At 61.4% G+C, this 20,965-nt stretch carries 24 protein-coding genes; 15 read left to right on the top strand and 9 right to left on the bottom strand.

The genetic code is table 11. The features are described from left to right. Window positions 1–42 precede the first annotated feature (42 nt). Window positions 43–480, bottom strand: a complete 438-nt coding sequence (gene soxR / locus ABD815_RS02535) for a redox-sensitive transcriptional activator SoxR (RefSeq protein ID WP_344843038.1) — start codon at window positions 478–480, stop codon at window positions 43–45. A gap of 77 nt (window positions 481–557) precedes the next feature. On the opposite strand from soxR, the gene ABD815_RS02530 reads away from it, so the two are divergent. The 5 genes from ABD815_RS02530 (at window position 558) to ABD815_RS02510 (ending at window position 3,601) form a co-directional block, all read left to right on the top strand. Beyond that, window positions 558–938 (top strand): VOC family protein, encoded by a 381-nt coding sequence (locus ABD815_RS02530; protein ID WP_344843035.1) that lies wholly within the window; start codon window positions 558–560, stop codon window positions 936–938. 66 nt (window positions 939–1,004) lie between these two features. Next, on the top strand, window positions 1,005–1,793 hold the full coding sequence (locus ABD815_RS02525; protein WP_344843033.1) for an exodeoxyribonuclease III: 789 nt from the start codon (window positions 1,005–1,007) through the stop codon (window positions 1,791–1,793). 55 nt (window positions 1,794–1,848) lie between these two features. Beyond that, window positions 1,849–2,751, top strand: coding sequence for a thioredoxin (gene trxA / locus ABD815_RS02520; protein WP_344843031.1), 903 nt, complete (start codon window positions 1,849–1,851; stop codon window positions 2,749–2,751). A 26-nt stretch (window positions 2,752–2,777) separates the two neighbouring features. Then, a complete protein-coding gene (locus ABD815_RS02515; protein ID WP_344843030.1) occupies window positions 2,778–3,413 on the top strand; it encodes an LON peptidase substrate-binding domain-containing protein in 636 nt (211 codons plus the stop codon). Then, window positions 3,413–3,601, top strand: coding sequence for a Trm112 family protein (locus tag ABD815_RS02510; RefSeq protein WP_344843028.1), 189 nt, complete (start codon window positions 3,413–3,415; stop codon window positions 3,599–3,601). Before ABD815_RS02515 ends, ABD815_RS02510 begins: the two co-directional genes overlap by 1 nt. Before the next feature lie 9 nt (window positions 3,602–3,610). Here the strand turns inward: ABD815_RS02510 and ABD815_RS02505 are convergent, their stop codons facing one another. Continuing rightward, window positions 3,611–4,870 carry an FAD-dependent monooxygenase gene (locus tag ABD815_RS02505; RefSeq protein ID WP_344843026.1) on the bottom strand — a complete coding sequence of 420 codons (1,260 nt, stop codon included), beginning with the start codon at window positions 4,868–4,870 and terminating at the stop codon, window positions 3,611–3,613. Between the two features lie 51 nt (window positions 4,871–4,921). On the opposite strand from ABD815_RS02505, the gene ABD815_RS02500 reads away from it, so the two are divergent. The 4 genes from ABD815_RS02500 to ABD815_RS02485 all read left to right on the top strand — a co-directional run bounded on the left by ABD815_RS02500 (window position 4,922) and on the right by ABD815_RS02485 (window position 11,244). Next, on the top strand, window positions 4,922–6,262 hold the full coding sequence (locus ABD815_RS02500) for an amidase (RefSeq protein ID WP_344843024.1): 1,341 nt from the start codon (window positions 4,922–4,924) through the stop codon (window positions 6,260–6,262). 128 nt (window positions 6,263–6,390) lie between these two features. Further along, entirely contained in the window at window positions 6,391–7,572 is a 1,182-nt protein-coding gene (locus ABD815_RS02495) for an aminotransferase class I/II-fold pyridoxal phosphate-dependent enzyme (protein ID WP_344843022.1), read from the top strand. Window positions 7,573–7,583: 11 nt separating this feature from the next. After that, window positions 7,584–10,553 carry a DNA translocase FtsK gene (locus ABD815_RS02490; protein ID WP_344843019.1) on the top strand — a complete coding sequence of 990 codons (2,970 nt, stop codon included), beginning with the start codon at window positions 7,584–7,586 and terminating at the stop codon, window positions 10,551–10,553. A 79-nt stretch (window positions 10,554–10,632) separates the two neighbouring features. Next, window positions 10,633–11,244: a LolA family protein gene (locus ABD815_RS02485; protein ID WP_344843016.1), complete on the top strand. Its 612-nt coding sequence runs from the start codon at window positions 10,633–10,635 to the stop codon at window positions 11,242–11,244. A gap of 50 nt (window positions 11,245–11,294) precedes the next feature. Here the strand turns inward: ABD815_RS02485 and ABD815_RS02480 are convergent, their stop codons facing one another. Together ABD815_RS02480 and ABD815_RS02475 are read right to left on the bottom strand one after the other, a co-directional pair. Then, window positions 11,295–11,879, bottom strand: a complete 585-nt coding sequence (locus ABD815_RS02480; protein WP_344843014.1) for a transglycosylase SLT domain-containing protein — start codon at window positions 11,877–11,879, stop codon at window positions 11,295–11,297. A 78-nt stretch (window positions 11,880–11,957) separates the two neighbouring features. Continuing rightward, the gene (locus ABD815_RS02475; RefSeq protein ID WP_344843011.1) at window positions 11,958–12,839 is read right to left on the bottom strand and encodes an AEC family transporter; all 882 of its coding nucleotides are present in this window, start codon (window positions 12,837–12,839) and stop codon (window positions 11,958–11,960) included. Between the two features lie 84 nt (window positions 12,840–12,923). Here ABD815_RS02475 and hspQ point away from each other — a divergent pair, with 84 nt between their 5' ends. Then, window positions 12,924–13,250 (top strand): heat shock protein HspQ, encoded by a 327-nt coding sequence (gene hspQ, locus ABD815_RS02470; RefSeq protein ID WP_344843010.1) that lies wholly within the window; start codon window positions 12,924–12,926, stop codon window positions 13,248–13,250. 45 nt (window positions 13,251–13,295) lie between these two features. Here hspQ and ABD815_RS02465 read toward each other — a convergent pair whose 3' ends face one another. Beyond that, window positions 13,296–13,787, bottom strand: a complete 492-nt coding sequence (locus ABD815_RS02465) for an ATP-binding protein (protein ID WP_344843007.1) — start codon at window positions 13,785–13,787, stop codon at window positions 13,296–13,298. Continuing rightward, the gene (locus ABD815_RS02460; RefSeq protein ID WP_344843004.1) at window positions 13,777–14,121 is read right to left on the bottom strand and encodes an STAS domain-containing protein; all 345 of its coding nucleotides are present in this window, start codon (window positions 14,119–14,121) and stop codon (window positions 13,777–13,779) included. The genes ABD815_RS02465 and ABD815_RS02460 overlap by 11 nt, the downstream gene beginning before the upstream one ends. Window positions 14,122–14,209: 88 nt before the next feature. On the opposite strand from ABD815_RS02460, the gene ABD815_RS02455 reads away from it, so the two are divergent. From ABD815_RS02455 to ABD815_RS02440, 4 genes are all read left to right on the top strand, one after another. Then, complete coding sequence (locus ABD815_RS02455; protein WP_344843001.1) at window positions 14,210–14,659, top strand: GAF domain-containing protein; 450 nt, start codon at window positions 14,210–14,212, stop codon at window positions 14,657–14,659. 13 nt (window positions 14,660–14,672) lie between these two features. Next, window positions 14,673–15,320 carry a pseudouridine synthase gene (locus tag ABD815_RS02450; protein ID WP_344842998.1) on the top strand — a complete coding sequence of 216 codons (648 nt, stop codon included), beginning with the start codon at window positions 14,673–14,675 and terminating at the stop codon, window positions 15,318–15,320. A 112-nt stretch (window positions 15,321–15,432) separates the two neighbouring features. Beyond that, on the top strand, window positions 15,433–16,086 hold the full coding sequence (locus ABD815_RS02445; protein ID WP_344842995.1) for a peroxiredoxin: 654 nt from the start codon (window positions 15,433–15,435) through the stop codon (window positions 16,084–16,086). Window positions 16,087–16,264: 178 nt separating this feature from the next. Beyond that, complete coding sequence (locus tag ABD815_RS02440) at window positions 16,265–16,855, top strand: VPLPA-CTERM sorting domain-containing protein (RefSeq protein WP_344842992.1); 591 nt, start codon at window positions 16,265–16,267, stop codon at window positions 16,853–16,855. A 94-nt stretch (window positions 16,856–16,949) separates the two neighbouring features. On the opposite strand, the gene ABD815_RS02435 is transcribed toward ABD815_RS02440, so the two are convergent. From ABD815_RS02435 to ABD815_RS02425, 3 genes are all read right to left on the bottom strand, one after another. Next, entirely contained in the window at window positions 16,950–17,681 is a 732-nt protein-coding gene (locus ABD815_RS02435) for a VPLPA-CTERM sorting domain-containing protein (protein ID WP_344842990.1), read from the bottom strand. A 160-nt stretch (window positions 17,682–17,841) separates the two neighbouring features. Beyond that, window positions 17,842–18,924 (bottom strand): NAD(P)/FAD-dependent oxidoreductase, encoded by a 1,083-nt coding sequence (locus ABD815_RS02430; RefSeq protein WP_344842987.1) that lies wholly within the window; start codon window positions 18,922–18,924, stop codon window positions 17,842–17,844. Between the two features lie 126 nt (window positions 18,925–19,050). Further along, a complete protein-coding gene (locus ABD815_RS02425) occupies window positions 19,051–19,635 on the bottom strand; it encodes a Crp/Fnr family transcriptional regulator (RefSeq protein WP_344842984.1) in 585 nt (194 codons plus the stop codon). 81 nt (window positions 19,636–19,716) lie between these two features. On the opposite strand from ABD815_RS02425, the gene ABD815_RS02420 reads away from it, so the two are divergent. After that, a complete protein-coding gene (locus ABD815_RS02420; RefSeq protein ID WP_344842982.1) occupies window positions 19,717–20,829 on the top strand; it encodes an alpha/beta fold hydrolase in 1,113 nt (370 codons plus the stop codon). The last annotated feature ends 136 nt before the right edge of the window (window positions 20,830–20,965 follow it).

Here is a 20,965-nt window from a genome sequence, read left to right as displayed (position 1 = left end):
CACCACCAAAAGGCGCCTTCGGGCGCCTTTTTCGTCGCCCCGTTACAGCCCGCGCAGCACCCGTGGTCCCGACCCCTCACGCGATGCCTCATCGCCGGGGTTGTAGAGTTTGCATTTCTTCATCGACAGACACCCACACCCGATACAGCCATCGAGGTTATCGCGCAGGCTCTCGAGTGCTGCGATCCGCGCATCCAGCTCGATCCTGAAATCCGTCGCGATCTGCGCCCAATCTTCCGGCGTCGGCGTGCGGTTATCGGGCAACCCGTCGAGCAGCTCGCGGATCCGCGCAATCGAAAACCCGAACTTTTGGGCCGCGATCACAAAGGAAATCCGCCGCAGCGTCGCACGCGCAAACCGGCGCTGTCCGCCCGCATTACGCTCGGCGCGCACCAACCCCTGGGCTTCGTAATATCGGATCGCGGAAACGGCCAACCCCGTGCGCTGGGCAATCTGCCCGATAGAAAGTTCTGACAGCATCGCAAAAATACCTTGACCTAAAGTTAGGTTTAACAATTACACGAGGCGCCACAACCGATCAACAAAGGAGTGGCACCATGCCCCGAACACGTCTCGAACACGCCAATATCACCGTTTCCGACCTGACCCGCACCGTCTCCTGGATGGAAAATGTCTTCGGCTGGAAAGTCCGCTGGGAAGGCCCCTCGATCCACAACGGATCGACCGTGCACATCGGCGCGCCCGACAGCTACCTCGCGCTGTATCAATCCCCCAACGCGCTCGCCACACCGCCCGACAGCTACAACACCCGCGCCGCGCTCAACCACCTCGCCGTGGTCGTCGATGACCTCGACGCCACCGAAGAACGCGTCGCCTCCGCAGGCTTCACCCCGCGCTCGCACGCCGACTACGAACCCGGCCGCCGCTTCTACTTCGAAGACCACGACGGCATCGAATACGAAGTTGTCCAATATTGAGCCGCTTTCGGGTGGCAGGGGAGGGGGCGCAAGGGTATCCTGCGCGCAACCGTCGAAAGGACCCACATGCCCTTTACCCTTGCCACCTGGAACATCAACTCCGTGCGCCTGCGCGCGGGACTCGTCTCGAAACTGATGACCGAGGAACTGCCCGACGTCCTGTGTCTGCAGGAATGCAAATCACCGGTCGACAAAATCCCCGTCGAGGTGTTTCAGGCGCTCGGCTACACCCACATGGTCGCGCGCGGCCAAAAAGGATACAACGGCGTCGCGATCTTCTCCAAAATCCCGATGGTCGAAGCCGGCGCTGCCGATTACGCCGCGCTCGGCCACGCCCGCCATATCGCCGGAAAACTCGAAAACGGCGTCACCATCCATAACTTCTACGTCCCCGCCGGTGGCGATGTGCCCGACCGCGAGGTGAACGAAAAGTTCGGCCAGAAACTCGACTACCTGACCGAAATGCGCGACGCCTTCCACGCCGACAAACCGGAAAAATCCATCCTCGTCGGCGACCTCAACATCGCCCCGCGCGAAGACGACGTCTGGGACCACAAAAAGCTTCTCAAAATCGTCTCGCACACGCCGGTCGAAATCGAACACCTCGCCCAGACGCAGGACTCCGGCAAATGGGTCGACATCACCCGTCAGGACATCCCCGAGGGGCTGCTCTACAGCTGGTGGTCCTACCGCGCCAAAGATTGGGCCGCCGCCGACAAAGGCCGCCGCCTCGATCACATCTGGGCCACCCCCGACATTTCCAACGCCGCCCATTCCAGCCGCGTCCACAAGATCGCGCGCGGATGGGAACAACCCTCCGACCACGCGCCGGTATTCGCCACCTTCGACCTTTAATTCCACCCCGCTTAGGCGCATATAGACCTCAAACAGGTATGAAGGAGACCAGAGTATGGAATTTGGTCAATTGAACACCGCCCCCGCTGGCGGATACGTAAAAGACGTCACCGAAGCCACTTTCATGGCTGACGTGGTCGACGCCTCACAGGAAGTCCCCGTCATCGTCGATTTCTGGGCGCCATGGTGCGGCCCGTGCAAAACGCTCGGCCCGGCTCTTGAGGCGGCGGTGAACGCAGCCGGCGGCAAAGTCAAAATGGCCAAGGTCAACGTCGACGAAAATCAGGCCATCGCAGGCCAGATGCGCGTGCAATCCATCCCCACCGTCTTTGCCTTCTACAAAGGTCAGCCGGTCGACGGGTTTCAGGGCGCCGTGCCCAACAGTCAGGTCAACGAATTCGTCGCCAAAACCGCCGCTCTCGCAGGGGACGGTGGTCTCGCAGAGGCGATCGAGGCCGCAGACGAGATGTTCGAGGCCGGTGAAATCGAAGACGCCGAACAAACCTACGCCGCCATTCTGAGCGAAGACCCCAACAGCGCTCCCTGCTTTGCCGGTCTGGCCAAATGCCACATCGCGCGCGGTGATCTCGACGGCGCAGAGGCGGTGCTGAACGGTGCCCCCGCCGATATCGCCAGCCACGCAGCCATCGAAGGCGTGTTTGCCCAGATCGCGCTCGCGCGGGAGGCCGAAAACGCCGGACCCTTGGGCGATTTGCAGGCCCGCGTGGACGCCGATCCAACCGACATGCAGGCCCGCATCGACCTCGCCACCGCGATGCACGCCAATGGCCAAACCGAAGAAGCGGTGGAAACCCTCCTCGCCGCCTTCAAACAGGATCGCGACTGGAACGACGGTGCCGCAAAGGCGCAATTGTTCAAAATCTTCGACAGCCTGAAAGCCAACGATCCGATCGTTCTGAACGGTCGGCGCAAACTTTCGTCGATGATATTTGTCTGACGGGCTATGCGGGCTAGTTACTGTCAATGATGTTGCAGGCCGATCTCCCCTCATCGATTCCGGTCTTTCCGTTGCCGGGCGCGCTGCTATTGCCGCGCACCCGTCTGCCGCTGCACATCTTTGAACCGCGCTACCTGCAGATGGTCGAGGATTGCCTGAAAACCTCATCGCGCCTCATCGGCATGGTGCAACCCTGCGCGGGGGCAGGGGAGGGCAACCTGAACACCATCGGCTGTGCCGGACGCCTGACCGCATTCTCGGAAACCGAAGACGGGCGCTACATGGTCACCCTGACCGGCATCTCGCGGTTCCGCCTGCGCGAAGAGGAAACCGGCTTTCGCCCCTACCGCTTCTTCAACATCGACTGGACCGATTTCCGATCCGACCTCGGGGCTGCCGAACGCGACCCCAAACTCGACCGCCCCGCCTTCATGGCGCTTCTGAAACGGTATTTCTCCGAGGAAGAATTGCGCACCGATTGGGAAAGCCTCGGCGATGCAGAGGACGAATTGCTGATCAACTCGCTCGCCATGCTCTGCCCGTTCGAGCCCGGCGATAAACAGGCGCTGCTGGAGGCGCCGACCCTGCCGACACGGCGCGAGACCTTGGTGACATTGATGGAATTCGCCCTGCGCGGCGGCACAAACGAGGAGATGATGTGATGGACGGCGAAAAACCACAGTTCGACCGCCGGATGCTTGAGGCGCTCGTGTGCCCGCATACCCATGCCACGCTGAGCTATGATTCAGAGGCGCAGGAGCTGATTTCGAAAAGCGCAGGCCTCGCCTATCCGGTGCGCGGCGGCATCCCGATCATGCTGGTCTCCGAGGCGCGTCACCTCGACGACTAATTCCCGCGTCTAGAGCGGGCGACCCTTCAACAACTTCGGCAAATCACCCGTGATCCCCGCCGCCTCGCGGATCGCCCCGCGGCGCAGGCCCGGAATGGCGTTGACCGCCCCCATGCCAATATCGCGCGCCACCCGCAAAAACGGATTATCGTTCGAAAACAGACGGTTGAATGCATCCGTCGCCATGGCGAGCGTGGCAACGTCGAACCTGCGCCACTGCTGATAGCGCGCCAGAACATCCTCGCGCCCGATGTCTTCGCCCCGCGCCCGCGCATCGGCCAGAACCTCGGCGAGAGCGGCCACATCTTTCAGCCCCGCGTTCAATCCCTGTCCGGCAATCGGGTGCAGCCCATGCGCCGCATCCCCGACCAAGGCCACGCGCGGCGCGATAAAACTATTGGCCAGCGTGATGTTCAACGGATAGGAAAACCGCCCCCCCGCCAATGAAATCTCGCCGAGGAAATCCCCGAAACGGGGCCGCAAAACGGTGAGGTAATCCTCGGGATCGAGCGCCGCAATCCGCGCCGCATCCGCATCCTTTTCGGTCCAGACAATCGAACTGCGATTATCGGGCAGCGGCAGAATGGCCAGCGGTCCCGAGGGCAGGAAATACTGATGCGCGCAGCCGTGGTGCGGCTTTTCATGGGCAATCGCACAGACCAGCGCGGTCTGCCCGTATCCCCAACCGGTGCGCGCAATGCCCGCCCGCGTCGCCGTGCCCGACTTGCGCCCGTCACAGCCCGCAACCACACGGCCAAAAACCTCTTGCCCATCCGCCAGACGCAATGTGATGCCCGCCGGACCCACCTCCTGCGCGATCACCGTGCCTTCGATCTGCTCAATGCGCGCTTCACCCGCCATCGCGTCCAAAAACGCGCGCCGCAGGTAGCGATCCTCCAACATATAGCCCATCGGCCCGTCGTCGGTCTCCGCATGGTCGAATTCGAGCATAAAGGGCGACGGCGCTTCGCCGATCTTCCCGTCCGTGACCTTCACATCCAGAATCGGCTGCGCGTGATCACCCACGACGCCCCACAATCCCAATGCCTTCAACAACCGTTGCGATGACAGCGACAGCGCATATCCCCGCCCGTCAAAGCCCGCGTCCGACCGCATCGCCGCCGGCAGCGCGTCAATCACCGCCACCCGCATCCCCGCCTGTGCACAGGCGAGCGCGAGGGCAGGGCCATTCAACCCGCCGCCAACCACCAAAAGATCATAGGTCTTTTCCATGCCCGCCAATATGGCGTTGCGCTCGGGATTGTCCATGCGATGTTACGCCCCTATCGTGATCTGGCACGGCGATACGAAAGGACGACGATGGACCTCCCCGACACGGACCTCCTTGACACGGACCTCTGCACCCTCGGGCGCGCTATCGCGGACCGCGACCTCGATCCCGTCGAACTCACACAGGCCTATCTCGACCGCGCCGCCACGCATCCGCTCGCCGATCGTATCTACGCCCGCATGATGCCCGAACGCGCCTTGGCCGAGGCGGCGGGTGCTTCTGATCGGGCCCGCCACGGGGTGCGGCGCGGATTGCTCGACGGGGTGCCGGTGTCGTGGAAGGACCTCTTTGACACCGCAGGCACCGCGACCGAAGCCGGCTCTGCCCTGCTCGCGGGGCGCATCCCGACGCGCGACGCCGAAATGGTGCGCCGCGCGCAGGCCGCTGGCCTCGTGGCCTTGGGCAAAACCCATATGAGCGAACTTGCCTTCTCCGGTCTCGGCCTCAACCCCGTGACCGCCACGCCGCCCTCGCTGCACGACCCGCTTTCGGTTTCCGGTGGATCCTCCTCTGGGGCGGCCACGTCTGTCGCCTTCGGCCTCGCGCCCGGTGCCATCGGTTCGGACACAGGCGGCTCGGTGCGCATTCCCGCCGCCTGGAACGACCTCGTAGGCCTGAAAACCACCGCGGGCCGTCTGTCCCTCAAAGGCACCGTGCCGCTGGCGGCCAGTTTCGACACCGTCGGCCCGCTCACCAAAACCGTGGCCGATGCCGCCGAACTCTTCGCCATTCTCGACGGCACGCCCGCCCCCGATCTCGCCGCGACCACGCTACAGGGCCGCCGCTTCCTGATCCTCGACACGGTGGTTTTTGACGACATCCGCGCCGCGCCCCTCTCCGGTTTTGACGCCGCGATCACCAAATTGCGCGACGCAGGCGCCCAGATCGAGCGCGCCGCCGTGCCCGCCGTGGCAGAGGCGATGGAGCTCAGCGCGATCCTGTTCTCGACCGAGGCCTACGGCGAATGGAAAGACGTGATCGAGGCCGCGCCGGACAAAATGTTCCCCCGTATCCTCGAACGGTTCCGCTCGGGCGGCGACTTCAGCGGGGCTGATTACGTGGCCGCATGGCGCAAACTGGCGCGCCTGCGCGACGCCTACCTGACCCAGACCGCAGGCTACGACGCCGTCCTGCTGCCCACCGCGCCAAATCTGCCGCCAAATGCCCAGCGTTTGCTCGATGACGCGGAGTATTACGTCACCGAAAACCTGCTTACCTTGCGCAACACGCGGGTCGCCAACCTCATGGGCCTCGCCGCGCTGACCCTGCCCACGGGCGTGCCATCCACCGGCATCCTGCTGCAAACGCCGCCCCGAACAGAGGCGCAATTGCTCCGGCTCGGGGCCGCCTGCGAGGCCGCGCTGGCCTAAAAGCCACAGGTCGAATCCCGCAGGGCATTGGATTGCGTGGTTTTTCTGGACCGGGGCCTCGCCGCCCGCTATCGTGATCCCAATAAATCGGCCGAAATGAGCCGGAACACGAGGCAGTAGCAGTATCCATGACGTTCCCTGAGCGGTTTTCAAACCTGCCAGAATACGCCTTCCCGCGGTTGCGGGCCCTTCTCGACGCACATGCGCCGGGCGGAGAGGTCATGCATATGACCATCGGCGAACCGCGCCATGCCATGCCCGCTTTCGTGCCCGACGTTCTGGCCGAAAACATCGACCTTTTCGCCAAATACCCCTCCAACGACGGCACACCCGAACTGCTCGGTGCGATCGCCCGCTGGCTAGATCGCCGCTTTGGCGTCACCGTCGATGCCCAAACCGACATCATGGCGCTGAACGGCACCCGCGAGGGGCTGATGAACGCCTGCATCGCGCTCAGCCCCGAAGAAAAACGGGGCAAATCGCCCATCGTGCTGACCCCGAACCCCTTCTATCAGGTCTACGCGGTCGCCGCCGTGACCGCAGGCGCCACGCCGGTTTTCGTGCCCGCAGGCGAAGAAACCGGTTTCCTGCCCGATTCCGCCTCCCTGTCGGACGACATTCTCGATCGCACCACGATTGCCTACCTGTGCTCCCCGTCCAACCCGCAGGGTGCCATCGCCTCGCGCGCCTACCTGCGCGACCTGATCGCATTGGCCGAAAAGCACGATTTCAAAATCTTCTCCGACGAATGCTATTCGGAAATCTACCGCGACACGCCCCCCGCCTCCGCCCTCGAAGTGGCGCGCGACATGGGCGCGGACCCCGAACGCGTGGTGATTTTCCATTCGCTCTCAAAACGCTCGAACCTGCCGGGGATGCGCTCCGGATTTGTGGCATCGGGCCCCGAAAACATGAAACGCATCCGACAGCTGCGCGCCTACGCAGGTGCCCCGCTACCGGGTCCGATTCAGGCGGTTTCGGCCCGCGTTTGGGCCGATGAAGACCACGTCACAGCGTCACGTGCGCTCTACGCCGAGAAATTCGACATCGCGGACAAAGTCTTCGCGCAGGTCGATGGTGCCCGCGCCCCGCAAGGCGGATTCTTTCTGTGGCTCCCCGTCGCAGATGGAGAAGACGCGGCCCTTAAACTATGGACGCAAACAGGCGTGCGGGTTCTGCCCGGCGCGTATCTGTCGCGGACCGTCAACCGGGAAAACCCGGGCAAAAATTACATCCGGGTCGCACTTGTGGCCCCAAAAGAAGAGACACAGCGCGGGTTGGAGACACTCCGCGACTGTTTGTACGGATAAACGAGGCGAGTATGGCATCTTATCAGGCACGCGGGAGAGATCCCCTTTTCGATAGCAACACGCAGGCGCTCCTTGAAAAAAGGGGAAGCGAACTCATCGGTCTTGGGTTCATTGCGGTCGGGATCATCTTTGCGCTGATGTTCTGGTCCTACTTGCCGGAGGATCCATCGTGGCTCTCGGCCACCGACGCCCCTGTGCAGAACCTGCTCGGTCGGTTCGGTGCCACCGTCGCCTCGCCCCTGATGATCATCGTGGGTGTCGCCTCTTGGGGGTTTGCCCTCGTTTTCGCGGCATGGGGTCTGCGTTTCGTGCTTCACCGTGGCTCCGAGCGGGTGCTGTCGCGCATGGTATTCGCGCCGATCACCATCGCTATCGCTGCCGTCTACGCCTCCACCCATGTCGCCCTGACCCCGCAAAGCTTTGGCGGTCTGTTCGGTGACACGGTTCTCGCTGCCCTGATCGAACTCTCCCCGATGGGCGATGCCTTCGATCTCAAAGCGATCTCATTTGCCACCTTCTTCGGGGGTGGCGCGCTGGCGCTGTTTACCCTCGGTTTCACGCGCATCGAACTGCTGGCCATCGGGAAATTCCTGCTCGTGGGCGTGGTCTCGCTCTACGCGCTGGTCCTGCACCTCCTTGGTCGCACCGCGCGCGGCTCTGTCACGGTGAGCAAGGTTCTGGCCGAAAAAGCATCCGAACGCCGCGCCGCGCGTGCCGCCGCTGCCGCGCAGGCCCCGACACCCGCCTATCACGAAGACCTGCCGCCGGTGCGCGTCGTGCGCGCCCCCGTGGCCGCTGCCCCCGCAGCACAGACCCCCGCACAGGCCCACTACGAGACACGTTACGACGCGGAACCCGCACCGGAACCCGCGCCCGCAAAGACCTCGCTGTTTGCAAAAATGCCGGGCCTGTTGAAGCGCTCCAACGATGACGTCGAACCCGAACTCGTTGAAACCGAATACGCCGGCACCGTGCCGCAATCGGGCAACCCCGAACAACGCATCAGCGACAAAATCGCCAATGTGATCAACTCAAAGGTCCGCGCCGGTTCGCGCGCCCTCCCGACCAGCGCAGCCCGCGTCGAACCGCCCCTTACGGCGGCCGAGCGCGCCGTGGCGAAATACAAAAAGGGCCCGCGCCCGATGATCCTCGCCGAAATCGAACAACGCGCCCAACATGCGCCCGATGCGATGGACACCTACGCCGAGGCGGTATCGGACCCCATGGGGTACACGCCGATGGAGCCCGACTATGAAACCGCGCATTACGGCGACACGCAGGTCGATCTCGACCCGCTGGACACGCCCGAATACGTCGCCCCAGAGGCCCCGCGCTACACGCCCCAATCGGCAACCCCCGCGCCCGAGCCCAAAAAGGTCGTCCAGCACGCCCCGCGCAAACCCGTCACGCCCTCCAAGCAGGCACAGGCAGAGGCGCAGCCCACGCTGAAATTCGACCCCAAAGAGGCCGAATACGAAACACCGCCGCTCTCGCTTCTGGAAAACCCCATCGAGATCCAGCGCCACACGCTGTCCGATGAAGCGCTCGAAGAAAACGCCCGCATGCTCGAAAGCGTGCTCGACGACTACGGCGTCAAAGGCGAAATCGTCTCCGTGCGCCCCGGTCCCGTGGTCACCATGTACGAACTCGAACCCGCCCCGGGCCTCAAGGCATCGCGCGTCATCGGTCTGGCCGACGACATCGCGCGCTCCATGTCCGCGCTCTCGGCGCGTGTCTCGACCGTGCCCGGCCGTTCGGTGATCGGGATCGAACTGCCCAACGAGCACCGCGAAACCGTGTCCTTCCGCGAAATCCTGTCGACCCGCGATTACGGCGATGGCAAATCCACGCTGCCCCTCGCGCTCGGCAAAGATATCGGCGGCGATCCGGTCGTCACCAACCTCGCCAAAATGCCCCACCTGCTGATCGCAGGGACCACCGGTTCGGGTAAATCCGTGGCGATCAACACGATGATCCTGTCGCTGCTCTACAAACTGACGCCTGCCGAGTGCCGGTTGATCATGATCGACCCGAAGATGCTCGAACTCTCCGTCTATGACGGCATCCCGCACCTGCTCTCGCCGGTTGTGACGGATCCGAAAAAGGCCGTCGTCGCGCTCAAATGGGCGGTCGCGGAGATGGAAGACCGCTATCGCAAAATGTCCAAAATGGGCGTGCGCAACATCGACGGCTACAACGGCCGCGTCAAAGACGCGCTGGCCAAGAACGAATTGTTCTCGCGCACCGTGCAAACCGGCTTTGACGACGACACCGGCGAGCCGATCTTTGAAACCGAAGAGTTCCAGCCCGAAACACTGCCCTACATCGTCGTCATCGTTGACGAGATGGCCGACCTGATGATGGTCGCGGGCAAGGAAATCGAAGCCTGCATCCAACGCCTCGCCCAGATGGCGCGGGCCTCCGGTATCCACCTCATCATGGCAACCCAACGCCCCTCGGTCGATGTCATCACCGGCACGATCAAGGCCAACTTCCCCACCCGTATCTCCTTCCAGGTGACGTCGAAAATCGACAGCCGCACGATCCTCGGCGAACAGGGCGCCGAACAACTGCTCGGCATGGGCGATATGCTCTTCATGGGCGGCGGCGGACGTATCACGCGCTGCCACGCCCCCTTCGTGTCCGATGAAGAGGTCGAAAAAATCGTCTCCTACCTCAAATCCTACGGCCCCCCCGAATATGTCGGCGGCGTTGTCGAAGGACCGGAGGCCGACAAAGAAAGCGACATCGACGCCGTTCTCGGCCTCACCGGCGGCAATAGCGATAGCGAAGACGCCCTCTACGACACCGCCGTCGCCATCGTCATCAAGGACCGCAAATGTTCGACCTCCTACATCCAGCGCAAACTGGCAATCGGCTATAACAAAGCCGCACGTCTGGTTGAACAGATGGAAGACGAAGGCGTGGTCTCCTCGGCAAACCACGTCGGGAAACGCGAAATTCTCGTTCCAGAACAGTGACCTGCACGATCACGCGGAAATGCGCCCGCGTGATCGGATAGGGGATGCACGGGCATTTCTGTGCGCCTATATTAGGCGCATGAAACGGATCACACGCCCCCTCTTCGCAGCCCTCGCCAGCCTCGCTCTGGCGATGCCTGCGCTCGCCGAACCGCTCTCTCTCAAAGAGCTGTCGACCTACCTCAACAGCCTGGGCACAGTGCGTGCCGATTTTGTGCAGACCAACGATGATGGCTCCAAATCCAGCGGCCGCCTGACGATCAAACGTCCCGGACGCATGCGTCTGGAATACGGCGGGGCCAATGATGCGCTGGTGCTCGGCTCCGGCGGTCAGGTCGCGATCTTTGATCCGGGTTCAAACGAACCGCCCTACCGCTTCCCGATGTCGAAATCGCCGCTCTCGATCATCCTCGCACGCAACGTCGATCTGACAACCGCGCGCATGGTCGTCTCCCACAAAGAGGTGAACGGCGACACCGTCGTGCGCGCCCAGGATCCCTCACACCCCGAATACGGCTCGATCGACCTGATCTTTGGCGACCGTCCGGTGCTCAAGGCATGGGTGGTGAATGACGACGGCGGCGGGCGCACGACCGTGCAGCTCACGAAGATGTCTCTGGGTGGCAGCGTCGGTGACGGCACCTTCAACATCTCCGCCGAAGCACGCCGTCGCGGCACGCCCATCGACTAGGCCCGCCCCCGAAGGGCCGGACCTCTCACGATAGCAGTGCTTTCAAGTGATCAGAGTTTGCGACAGGCCGCCAATTGCTGGCGGTAGGTCGCAGACCGTGACGCAACCTCCGAGGAAACGCGCAGCAGCCACGGTTTGGAATTGTAGCTGCCCCGCCGATACCCCGTGCGCCCTTCGTGATAGGCGAGGTATTGCGCGCGCGCGTCATATTTGGAAATGCCGAGCTCTTTGGTCGACTGATCCATGTACCAGCCCATGAAATCCGTGGCGTCGGTGATCCGGTCCCGCTTGGCGCCCATCCGTCCCCGGTCGCGACGGTATTCGTCCCACGTCGCATCCAGAGCCTGCGCATAGCCATAGGCAGAGCTTTGCCGACCCATCGGAATAACACCCAGAACATAGCGATAGGGCGTGCGGGCGTTGCCGATAAATTTGCTCTCCTGATAGAGCGTCGCCATCTGAACGTTGATGGGAACGCCCCATTTACGCTCGGCGGCTTTCATCGCCTTGTGATAGGCGGGGCGCTGTTTCACGATGGAACAAGCGTTATCCAGCTCTCTGGGCGCGGAATAATTCCCGCTGCCGCAGGCCGAAACGAAAATCAACAGGACAGCTGTGCGAATGCGTCTGCTCATGGGTGCCTCATACGTCTTTTATTTTGCGACGAGCATAGCGGAAAGACGCGACAGAGGAAATGTCGATTGCGTGATCCCTCAGATCACGAATGCCAGAATGATCGGCAAATAGGCGACAGACAGCAGTGTCGATGCCACAACCAGACCCGCAACCGAATCCGAATCCGCGCCATATTTCTCGGCCAGCATATAGGAGGTCACCGCGACCGGCGTTGTGACCTGCACCACCAGCACCGCAAAGGCGATCGGGGGCAGGGCGAAATAATACCCCACGCCCGCCGCGACACCCGCACAGACCACCGCCTTGCCCAGCGACAGAACCATCGCGCGCGGCATGCCCCGCGGGTGCAGGCGCGCCACCGCGACGCCCAGCGTGATCAGCATGATCGGGATCGCGATCTGACCCAGTAGCTGCAGCGTGTTCATGGCAAAACGGGGCAGGGTCCAGTCCTGCCACAAAAACAACCCGCCGAGCAAAGTCGCCCAGACCAGCGGCTCTTTCGCGGCCTTCATCGGCGACCCGCCCCCCGCCGTCACATAGACGCCAAAGGTGAAGGACCAGATCGCCATGACCGCAAAAACAACCACCGCATAGCCGAGCCCTTCTTCGCCAAAGGCAAAAAGCGCCAGCGGCAGCCCGAGGTTGCCGGTATTGCCGAAAATCAGCGGATTGAGGAACGTGCGCCGCTCCAGCCCGATCACTTTCACCGCGATCATCGTCACCACCGTCACCGCCCCGTAGGCTGCAATCGCGGCAAACAACAACGCGGTTAGCGCCGAGGGTTCGATCGATGTATTGACCAGCGCGGTAAAGATCAGCGCCGGCACCGAAAGCGTCATCGCGAGCTTGGTGACAAACTCCAAACGGTATTCATGACCCGTGCGCACCCAGACAAAGCCGACGAGTGCCAGAAGAAAAACCGGCGACACAATCTCGAGTACTGTCAGTACAAGGTTCACAGACTGTTTCCTGATTCGACGCCCGTCCACCGTGGACAGGTGCGCCCCTTGGGTCTACTTATCGGTATAAGGGGTTGCAATGTTATGATGCCATCGCGTGCCAAGTATTACCTAGGGCAAATCGTCCGCCACCGGAAACATACGTTTCGCGGTGTGGTCTTTGATGTCGATCCGAGCTTTTCCAACACCGATGAATGGTATGCCGCGATCCCCGAGGACAGCCGGCCCTCCAAAGACCAACCGTTCTATCACCTGCTCGCCGAAAACAACGACAGCTACTATGTGGCCTATGTGTCCGAGCAGAATTTGATCGCCGATTATTCCGGTCAACCGGTTGAACACCCCGATCTCCCCGACCTCTTCGGCCCGATCGAAGACGGCTCCTACCCGCTACAGTTCCAACTGAACTGAGCTGAACTGAACTGTCCTGGGCTGAGCAGACCGGGGCCTCGGCCCTCATTCCCCGCGACCAACCGCCATTCTGAACACCAACAGGTTCTTGTCGCCCTCGCGCGTGTAGGTCAGGTCATGGGCAAGCTCGCGAATGAGAAACCACCCAAATCCCCCCTCCGGCAGATCGCAGACCGGCACATCCACCGCCGGCAACAGCCCGAGCGGCGGTTTGCCATCGGGCATCGGATTGCCATCATCCTCGACCGTGATCCACAGCCCGTTCGGCGTGCATTGCAGACCCACCTCGATCACGCCATCCTCGGTTTCCGCCAGCGCATGTTCGACAATGTTGTTGAAAATCTCGGCCAGAACCAACTCCACGCTGGGCAGTTCGCTGTCATCTATCCCGATGCCGCGCAAACCGTCGCGCAACGTCGTGAGCCCGATCTGCACCCCGTAGGGCGTCGCCGATACATCCAGACGTAGCTCTTTAACGCTGACACCGGAAAGGGTTGCGGGGGCGCCGGGCGGCGCAAATCCGCGCTCAGCGCGCATCGCTCTTACCCTCGATCGCGGTTTCCGCCGTGTCGTATATCCGGAAAATACTGTCCATCCGCGTCAGGTGAAACACACGCTCCACACTCGGGTTCAAAGAGGCGAGCTCTAATCGCTGCCCGTTGCGCACCGCCTTCAACGCCGACACCACCGCGCCCAACCCCGAACTGTCGAGAAAATCCACCGACCCCAAATCCAACACAACACGCCCCGGTCCGGTATCGGTCAGGTGGCGCATTTCATCCTTGAACTGGATCGCGCAAGCTGCATCTATCCGGTTCTCGGTGACAGATATGACCCGAACGTCGGCAAAATCCCTATGGCTCAGTTTCATCGGTAGTCCCTCTTTCGTCGCTCGCCGATAAACTACCGCGCAATCGTTACCAATGCGTTTGCGCCTGTGATGAATGAAAGGAATTCCCATGCTCGACCCCGATCTCGCGGCGCGCATTTCTGCCCTCTGTGACGGCGAAACCGACCCCGTGGCCCTCATGGCCACCATCGCCTGCGAAGTGCACCATAGCGACGATCGCTTCGACTGGACCGGATTCTACCGCGTCGTGGGTCCCGAAATGCTCAAAATCGGCCCCTACCAAGGCGGCCACGGATGCCTGACCATCCCGTTTTCACGCGGTGTCTGCGGGGCCTGCGCGCGTGAAGGCAAAGCGATCATCGTCGATGACGTCAACGCATTCACCGACCACATCGCCTGCGCGGCCTCCACGCAATCCGAACTCGTCCTGCCGGTCTTTGACGGCGCGGGCACCCTCATCGCGGTCTTCGATATCGACAGCAACCGACCCGCCGCCTTCACCCAATCCGACGCGGACGGGTTGACGGCGATCCTCGCATCGGCTTTCTCGCGCCTTTAACGGAAGGCCGGAAATGGACGACACCTACAATCCCCCGCAGACCCCGCTCAGCGTGATCCACGCCGATCACGAGGTGCTGCTGGTCGATAAACCCTCGGGCCTCCTGTCGGTGCCGGGGAAGGGGGAACACCTCTCCGATTGCCTGATCGCGCGGGTGCAAAACGCATTCCCCGAAGCGCTGCTCGTCCACCGTCTGGACCGCGACACATCGGGCATCATGGTCTTTGCCCTGACCGCCCACGCCCAACGCCACCTCGGTCTGCAGTTCGAAAAACGCATGACCCAGAAAACCTACGTCGCCCATGTCCACGGCCACCTCGAGCCGCGCACAGGCACGGTGGACCTGCCGCTGATCGTGGACTGGCCCAACCGCCCGCTGCAAATGGTCGACCACGAAAACGGCAAACCGGCCCTGACCGACTGGCGCGTGGTGCGCTACGGCGACACCTACACCCGCGTGCGCATGTTCCCCAAAACCGGCCGCTCCCACCAGTTGCGCGTCCATATGCTCGCGCTCGGCCACCCGATCCTCGGCGATCCCTTCTACGCCAAAGGCGAAGCCCTCAACGCCCCCCGCCTGATGCTGCACGCAGAGAAGCTAAAGTTCCGCCATCCGGACGGTGGTATCGGCGTTTCCTATAGCGCGAAATGCCCGTTCTGAACTTAACCGGTTCGCAAAAACACCATCCCTGTTTCATTCTGTCACGTTCCATCGCGGCCCGGCGTGACTATCTATTGGGGTAGAACGCGTAACAATTTTTCAGGAGACCACCATGGGCCTGCGCATTAACGACATCGTCCCGAACTTCACCGCCCAAACCGACCACGGGGAAATCACCTTCCACGACTGGATCGGCGATAGCTGGGCGATCCTGTTCTCCCACCCCAAAGATTTCACGCCCGTCTGCACCACCGAATTCGGCGCCGTCGCTCAACTCGCCGATGAATGGGAAAAACGCGGCACCAAAGTGATCGGCCTCTCGGTCGACGCCGTCGAAGAGCACGCCGGCTGGAAATCGGACATCGAAAAATTCGGCGGCGCAAAGGCGACCTTCCCGATCATCGGTGACGTCGATCTCGCCGTGTCCAAAGCCTTCGACATGCTCCCCGCCGAGGCCTACCTCCCCGACGGTCGCACCGCCGCCGACAGCGCCTCTGTGCGCTCGGTCTTCATCATCTCGCCGGACAAAAAAGTCCAACTGATTATGACCTACCCGATGTCCGTGGGCCGTAACTTCGCCGAGGTGCTGCGCGCGCTCGACGGGTTGCAGAAAACCTACGGCGTCCCATTGGCCACACCCGCCAACTGGACCGTCGGACAGGACGTCATCGCCGCCCTCTCCCTCGACGATGCCGCCGCAGAGGAAAAATTCGGCGCCCTCGACAAAAAACTGCCCTACCTGCGGTTCGTCAAAGACCCCGCCTAAGGGCCCGCCAAAACCAAACCAAAAGGCCGGGTAACCCCCCGGCCTTTCTCATGCCCCTCATCCTGTGCGGTGATCATGGACTGGACGGGGCGCCGCAGCGCGCTTGACTCAACCCTTCCCCTAGGTAACTGTTAACCATTGAAATACCCATAAAAATGTGGGTCTTGGGGAACTTTTCATGAACATCATTATAAAGACCGCTGCATTCGCAGCGTCACTTTGCTGTGCGTCGGCTGCTGCCAATGCTGCCGTTATCTTCAATATCCAAGAAGTCGGACAAAACGTCCAAGTCGCCTTTTCAGGATCGATCGACACGTCCGGGCTAAAAATTTGGAAATATGGGGAGGATGACTTCGCTCAATTGAATTCATCATCCGGCACAATTGGACAGGTCAATGGTGATATGGATCGCTACAGCATCAAGTTCGATCCGGTTTCGTTTGGGACCGGGGGGGTAAACTTCAGTGACAGCGTCAGCGGCGACAGTTTCTTGGTGACGGATATTAACGATGTCGCCAGGCCATATCTGGCCCTCGCAAGGGGCTACACCTCCGGCGACCACATGTCCGGCCAATCGATTTATAGTGGCGCCTCCTTTGCATCCCTCGGGCTCGTATCGGGAACGTCGGTCTTCACTACACTCGGCAATGGCGACACGATCACGGTCAACGTCCGCGACATACCTGCCGTCCCGCTGCCCGCCGGTGGGCTTTTGCTCCTCTCCGGCCTCGGCGGCATCGCGGCCCTGAGACGCCGCCGCAAAGCCTAAACCATCCGGCGCATCAAACCGCCCCGAAACCAAACCAAAAGGCCGGGAAACCCCCCGGCCTTTTTCATGTCACCCGCTCACCTGCGCAGTCAATTCAGCCGCGTGAGCGGCGCATCCATCCAAGGGCAATGAACCCCGACAAAAGCAGAGGTAGACCAGCAGGCAAAGGAACTTCAGAAACAGGAGGTGCCACGATCTCCCGCGTTTCCAAGCTTAGCCTGGCGTAGTCGATTGCGAAGGCATCAAGCCCGGTGAAAAAGGCACTCGCAAACGGGAGGAAGTCATCCTCCGGTGTGATGGTAAACGTGTTTACGCCACTCACGAGCAAAGTGGGATCAACACTGAAACTGACGAGTTCAACACGGTCCGGGCCATTCCCGTCGAGTGAATTCAGCGAGTGATAAGTCCCAAGCGGACTGCCATTGGCAGAGAAGACGGCACCCTCGTTTTCGTCGCCGAATGTGCCGCCATTGGCAGGAGATGTTGCGAAAAGGTCCAGGCCCCAGACCAACGCTTCAAATGTTGCCGAAACGACCTCAAAGCCGATCAGGTTTAAAGAAGCTGAAAAGCTTACTGGGCCTAGCTCTCCAAAAACATCGGTGCCAGCATAATCGACCACTGTGCTTCTATCGAGTGTCGGAAAGGGGAGTATGCCTGTCGCACTGAAACCCGCCGTTGGTGCGACGAAGGTACTGCCAGAAGGGCAGCTTCCACCATTGCCAAAACAGTCCTCATCGCCGTAAGTGATCGTTATCGACGAGGCTGACGCACCAGAAGTCAGAAGGCATAGCATTCCTGCCGTTGCTGCAATTGCCTTAATAATCATGGTGTGTCCCCCCCATTTAGTTTCGAAAAAGGCTGCCCTCGCCACGTCAGAAAATCGTCGTGATAAAATCGTCCACAGCCAAAACAAATTCACCCCAAGTAAGATGCGGACTTATCCCGAATTGAGTCAAGGCAATTCAAATATTCCGCGCTCACCCGCCTCAGGTCCGGTTCAGCGTTTTGTTGTATTTCGCCACAAACAGATCCTTGCCCTTCATCATGCGCGTCACCAAATCCCCCGCCGTGAACAGCACGAGGAACGAATTGCCCCGCTCGGGCCCGAGCGGCACGAGGATCGGCGCCTTGGGACCCCACGGCTTATAGGGCTTCATCTCCCCGATCGACTTGCCCGCGATCAACCCCTTTAGCGTCTTGGTCAACCACGGCAGTTGGCGACTGGCCGCAACAATCGTCATCGCGTCCCCCGCATCCGCCACATCTCCGGCGGCAAAGACATTGGGCAGCGACGAAGGACGCATATACCCGTCCACCTTGATCCGGTTCGCACTGCTCTTTTGCGCGCCCGGCAACGCCTCTAGCACACCCGAACTCGCGCGCGATCCCACCACAGGAAAGATCAGGTCAAAGTCACGCGTAGACCCGTCCGAAAGCGTCAGCCCCCCCGCATAAGGCGTGGTCATGCTTTGCAGGTTCTCGGCCCGCGTGCCCAGAATGATCTCCACCCCCGCAACGCGCAGCTTGCGCGCCAACCCGTCCCCCAATTTGTCGGGCATGGTCGGGAACAGACGCGCGGTGCCCGAAATCAACGTGATCTTCTTGTCGGGCATGGCATGCGCAATCTCGCCCGCCAACTCCGTGCCAACCGCCCCCGCACCGACAATCCCGACGGACCGCGCCGCCACCAGTTGGTCGTGAATGCGCCGGTTGGCCGCCCGCAGCGCCTCGATATCGTCACCCTCGGGTTTGAACGGCGTCGCATTGGAGGACCCCGTCGCCACCACGACGACATCCGCCTCCACCCGCGTGCCATCGTCCAAACTCACACCCCCCTCATCGACCCCGCTGGCGCGCGCGCGCACAACCCGCCCGTTTTTCAGCAGGCTGTCATAGGGGATCAGCGCCCTCTCGATCAAAGCGGGATCAACAACCGCGCGGATCATCGCAGGCGCATGCACAAAATGGCTGCGAGGCTCGATCAGGGTCACCTCCGCCTCACCGTCGAGCGACTTGGCCAGTTCGGCCCCGATATACCCACCCCCGATGATCGCGATGCGTTTGGACATGATAAATGTTCCTTTCCGGTTTTCCTGCGCGGTCTAACAATTCCGTTCTACCCACCATCGACTAACGCCAACCCGCCCGCAATGCGGGACAATGCGCTGCGGTAGCCGTTTCCTGCAACCGGCCCGTCACTCAATCGCCGCGTCACGCCCTGCCGCGCGTAGCCGACTGAGTGTGACCGGCGTGACGCCGAGAAAGGAGGCAATCAGAGAGTGCCCGAAGATGTCTTCGTGATGCGGGAAATCTCTGCGAAACCACGCCAGCCGGTCTGCACCGCCAAGGGCCGCAAGGCACCACTCACGCTCCGCCTTACGCGCAAGCTCTTGTTGCAAAATGCCGTTGGCCCATTCGCGGATTGGCTCCGATTCCAACATCAGCTCTGTCAAAGCACGGCTATCCATGTGTGCAATCAACGCGTCCGCCATCACATCAATTGAGACGAGAGAGGTCCCGTTTCTGGTTCTCGCGACATTCGGTGTCACCACGCAAGGTGCGGCGTGAAAATCAACGCAAACGGCCCGCCCTTCGGGGTCGCAAATCTGGCTGGCGGCGCGGCCATCCAGAATGATGTGCTCCATCACGTCCGGTTCGCCCTGCGTGGCAATGCGACGCCCCTTTTCGACATATTCAACGTCCCATGCGGCAGCAAATGCACGCGCGGTGTCTTTGTCCAAAGCGCTCGCGGACCTGCTGAAAAACGTCAAAAGGTCCAAATCGCGAATTCCTTATCAAACGATAATGCCAGCTTTGCGCGCGTTCCTTACGACACTCGAAACGGTAAGGAGACCAACCAAATGACGATACCACCTACCCATCACATGCAGCAAGCGGCCCCCTCAACCACGGCAGACATCATGGAGGCGTCTCCAATGGCGCGGCAACCGTCAAACCCGCCGCGAAAGACAACCAAGCGCGCCGTCAGGATCGCCCTCACCATCACGGCTGGCGCAATTGGCGCGCTGATCCTTGCCGCGCTCGGTTTGTATGTCGCCACATCGGGGCACTACCCGGTGGCCGCCACAGTGGTCGACGACGCCGCCCTCCCACAAATCGACATCAACGGAGTGCGTCTGCACGCAGAGACATACGGCGACCCATCGAACCCGGTAATCATTGTCCTGCACGGAGGCCCGGGCGGAGATTACAGATCACTCCTTGGCGCAAAGTCACTGGCAGACAAAAATTTCGTCGTGTTCTACGACCAGAGAGGCGCAGGTCTGTCTCAAAGAGTTCCGGCATATGACCTGACCATCCCGACCTACATGGCCGAGCTTGACGGCGTCATCGACAGATACGCCCCAGATCGCCCCGTGACACTCTTGGGGCATTCTTGGGGGGCGATGCTTGCGACGGCCTATTTGGGAAAAGCGCCGGAAAAAGTCGCCCGCGCCATTCTCTTGGAACCGGGCTTTTTCACGGGCCAGGAGGCTCAGGATTGGATGACACAAGCAAAACCATATATGTCCGGACCGGGGTTCTACGGTCAGGCCGCCATCGCCGCGTTTCAGTCTCTGCGTGTGTCCGGCCCCGACTCGAACGCCGGTCAGGATTATATGATGGGCGAGATTATTCACGCCTTCGTCAATCACCCCGAAAACCCGTATCACTGCGCCGGTGAAGACTACGATGCGGCAACGTGGCGATTTGGTGCAACGGCCAGCCAAACCGCAGGCAAAACCGGTGCCGCCGAATTTGAGCGCATCGCCAAAGGCGCCAAAAACTATCCCGGACCGGTCCTCCTGCTCGCCAGTGCATGCAACGACTGGATCGGCGAGGATGCGCAACGCCGTCACCTCGGCTTTTTCCAGAATGGAGAGCTTGGCATCGTCGCGAATTCCGGCCACGACATGATTTGGGACAACCCGGACGAAACACTTCCCCTGATCCGCGCATTTCTTGGCAACTAAACCACAGACAAGGGCCGCCCTGAATGGACGGCCCTCTGTCTAAAATCGGTCAATCCCGCCGCGCCGCCTCGAAAGCCCCCATCAGTGCGCAGCGCTGAAAATCCCGTGTTTGTAGGTGCGCAATGCGGGGCGAAGG

Origin of the sequence: Celeribacter arenosi (assembly GCF_039539485.1) — a bacterium.
Classification (GTDB): domain Bacteria; phylum Pseudomonadota; class Alphaproteobacteria; order Rhodobacterales; family Rhodobacteraceae; genus Celeribacter; species Celeribacter arenosi.
The sequence above is the reverse complement of the archived record's forward strand: the minus strand, read 5'-3'. Positions and strand labels throughout refer to the sequence as shown.

What these genes read in the sequence shown, in the direction of transcription:
- soxR (WP_344843038.1), bottom strand. Translation starts at nt 480, where the DNA reads ATGCTGTCAGAACTTTCTATCGGGCAGATTGCCCAGCGCACGGGGTTG.
- ABD815_RS02530 (WP_344843035.1), top strand. Translation starts at nt 558, where the DNA reads ATGCCCCGAACACGTCTCGAACACGCCAATATCACCGTTTCCGACCTG.
- ABD815_RS02525 (WP_344843033.1), top strand. Translation starts at nt 1,005, where the DNA reads ATGCCCTTTACCCTTGCCACCTGGAACATCAACTCCGTGCGCCTGCGC.
- trxA (WP_344843031.1), top strand. Translation starts at nt 1,849, where the DNA reads ATGGAATTTGGTCAATTGAACACCGCCCCCGCTGGCGGATACGTAAAA.
- ABD815_RS02515 (WP_344843030.1), top strand. Translation starts at nt 2,778, where the DNA reads ATGATGTTGCAGGCCGATCTCCCCTCATCGATTCCGGTCTTTCCGTTG.
- ABD815_RS02510 (WP_344843028.1), top strand. Translation starts at nt 3,413, where the DNA reads ATGGACGGCGAAAAACCACAGTTCGACCGCCGGATGCTTGAGGCGCTC.
- ABD815_RS02505 (WP_344843026.1), bottom strand. Translation starts at nt 4,870, where the DNA reads ATGGACAATCCCGAGCGCAACGCCATATTGGCGGGCATGGAAAAGACC.
- ABD815_RS02500 (WP_344843024.1), top strand. Translation starts at nt 4,922, where the DNA reads ATGGACCTCCCCGACACGGACCTCCTTGACACGGACCTCTGCACCCTC.
- ABD815_RS02495 (WP_344843022.1), top strand. Translation starts at nt 6,391, where the DNA reads ATGACGTTCCCTGAGCGGTTTTCAAACCTGCCAGAATACGCCTTCCCG.
- ABD815_RS02490 (WP_344843019.1), top strand. Translation starts at nt 7,584, where the DNA reads ATGGCATCTTATCAGGCACGCGGGAGAGATCCCCTTTTCGATAGCAAC.
- ABD815_RS02485 (WP_344843016.1), top strand. Translation starts at nt 10,633, where the DNA reads ATGAAACGGATCACACGCCCCCTCTTCGCAGCCCTCGCCAGCCTCGCT.
- ABD815_RS02480 (WP_344843014.1), bottom strand. Translation starts at nt 11,879, where the DNA reads ATGAGCAGACGCATTCGCACAGCTGTCCTGTTGATTTTCGTTTCGGCC.
- hspQ (WP_344843010.1), top strand. Translation starts at nt 12,924, where the DNA reads ATGATGCCATCGCGTGCCAAGTATTACCTAGGGCAAATCGTCCGCCAC.
- ABD815_RS02465 (WP_344843007.1), bottom strand. Translation starts at nt 13,787, where the DNA reads ATGCGCGCTGAGCGCGGATTTGCGCCGCCCGGCGCCCCCGCAACCCTT.
- ABD815_RS02460 (WP_344843004.1), bottom strand. Translation starts at nt 14,121, where the DNA reads ATGAAACTGAGCCATAGGGATTTTGCCGACGTTCGGGTCATATCTGTC.
- ABD815_RS02455 (WP_344843001.1), top strand. Translation starts at nt 14,210, where the DNA reads ATGCTCGACCCCGATCTCGCGGCGCGCATTTCTGCCCTCTGTGACGGC.
- ABD815_RS02450 (WP_344842998.1), top strand. Translation starts at nt 14,673, where the DNA reads ATGGACGACACCTACAATCCCCCGCAGACCCCGCTCAGCGTGATCCAC.
- ABD815_RS02445 (WP_344842995.1), top strand. Translation starts at nt 15,433, where the DNA reads ATGGGCCTGCGCATTAACGACATCGTCCCGAACTTCACCGCCCAAACC.
- ABD815_RS02440 (WP_344842992.1), top strand. Translation starts at nt 16,265, where the DNA reads ATGAACATCATTATAAAGACCGCTGCATTCGCAGCGTCACTTTGCTGT.
- ABD815_RS02435 (WP_344842990.1), bottom strand. Translation starts at nt 17,681, where the DNA reads ATGATTATTAAGGCAATTGCAGCAACGGCAGGAATGCTATGCCTTCTG.
- ABD815_RS02430 (WP_344842987.1), bottom strand. Translation starts at nt 18,924, where the DNA reads ATGTCCAAACGCATCGCGATCATCGGGGGTGGGTATATCGGGGCCGAA.
- ABD815_RS02420 (WP_344842982.1), top strand. Translation starts at nt 19,717, where the DNA reads ATGACGATACCACCTACCCATCACATGCAGCAAGCGGCCCCCTCAACC.